The 1086-nt window shown below is 56.5% G+C and carries 2 protein-coding genes; both read right to left on the bottom strand.

All coding sequences use genetic code 11. The features are described from left to right. The coding region (locus tag D8V06_RS02475) for an ABC transporter substrate-binding protein (RefSeq protein WP_241667761.1) at positions 1 to 637 on the bottom strand (637 nt) is incomplete at its 3' end. A gap of 305 nt (positions 638 to 942) precedes the next feature. Next, positions 943 to 1086: hypothetical protein (locus tag D8V06_RS30680; protein WP_241667762.1), on the bottom strand; the 144-nt coding region annotated here is incomplete at its 5' end.

The following is a 1086-nucleotide window of genomic DNA, read 5'->3' on the forward strand; positions in this document are numbered from 1 at the left end:
TGAACACGAACGGCCCGGTGCCGATCGGCTTCTGGTTGATGTCGCTCGGCTTGCCCTCGGCCAGCAGCTGGTCGGCGTATTCGGCAGAGAGAATGGCGGCGAAGCTCATGGCGATGTTCTGAATGAACGCGGCGTCGACGCTGTTGAGCGTCATGACCACGGTCAGCGGCCCGGTCTTTTCAACCTTGGCGATGTTCTTGTTCAGGCTCATCCCGTTGAAGTACGGAAACTCTGTCGGGTAGGCCTTGCGGAAAGGTTGTTGTGGATCGAGCATGCGGTTGAAGGTGAACAGCACGTCGTCGGCATTGAATTCACGGGTTGGGGTGAAATATTTGGTGGTGTGAAACTTCACCCCTGGGCGCAGGTGAAAGGTGTACTTGAGGCCGTCCTCGGAAATATCCCAGTTTGTGGCCAGGCCCGGTACGACATTGGTCGAGCCTTTTTCAAACTCTGCCAGCCGGTTGTACAGCGGCTCGGCGGCATCATTGTCAGTCGCTGTCGTGTATTGCGCCGTATCGAACCCGGCGGGGCTGCCTTCGGAGCAGAACACCAGGCTGTTACTGGCCGCGTGGCCCATGGAGGTAGCGGCCAGCAGACCGGTGCCCAGCAGTGCAGATAAAACCAAGGTATGGCGCATGACGCTCTCTCTTGTTCAGTGTTGTGACAATGAGCCTGCAATCCGTGCGTAGACGACGAGGCTTCACTGGTTTCAAGCCATGACGTGCAGCAAACAAACCGATGACCCACGCATGAGCTGGTCGGATACCGACGGTATGAACCGTGGCTCCGGCAGTAAATGCGAAGAGTCCGAAAGTCTCGTAGGAAATGACTACGTGGCCTGACGTTCTGCTGTAAGCAGCAGTCGACTTGGATGTAGGCGAATTCCTGCTTTCTCGGTTGATAAAGTAACGGCGACGTCCAGGACGTCGCCGTTACCCGATCTTATTTGCTGACGCTGACGCCGTAGAAGGAATTCAAGCCAAACGGGCTGATCTTGAAGTCCTGCACATTGGCGCGCATGGGTTGGAACACCGTCGAGTGAGCGATAGGTGTCATTGGAACAGCGTCTTTGAGGACGTGTTGCGC

This window comes from Pseudomonas sp. Sample_24 (assembly GCF_004307605.1).
Lineage (GTDB): Bacteria > Pseudomonadota > Gammaproteobacteria > Pseudomonadales > Pseudomonadaceae > Aquipseudomonas.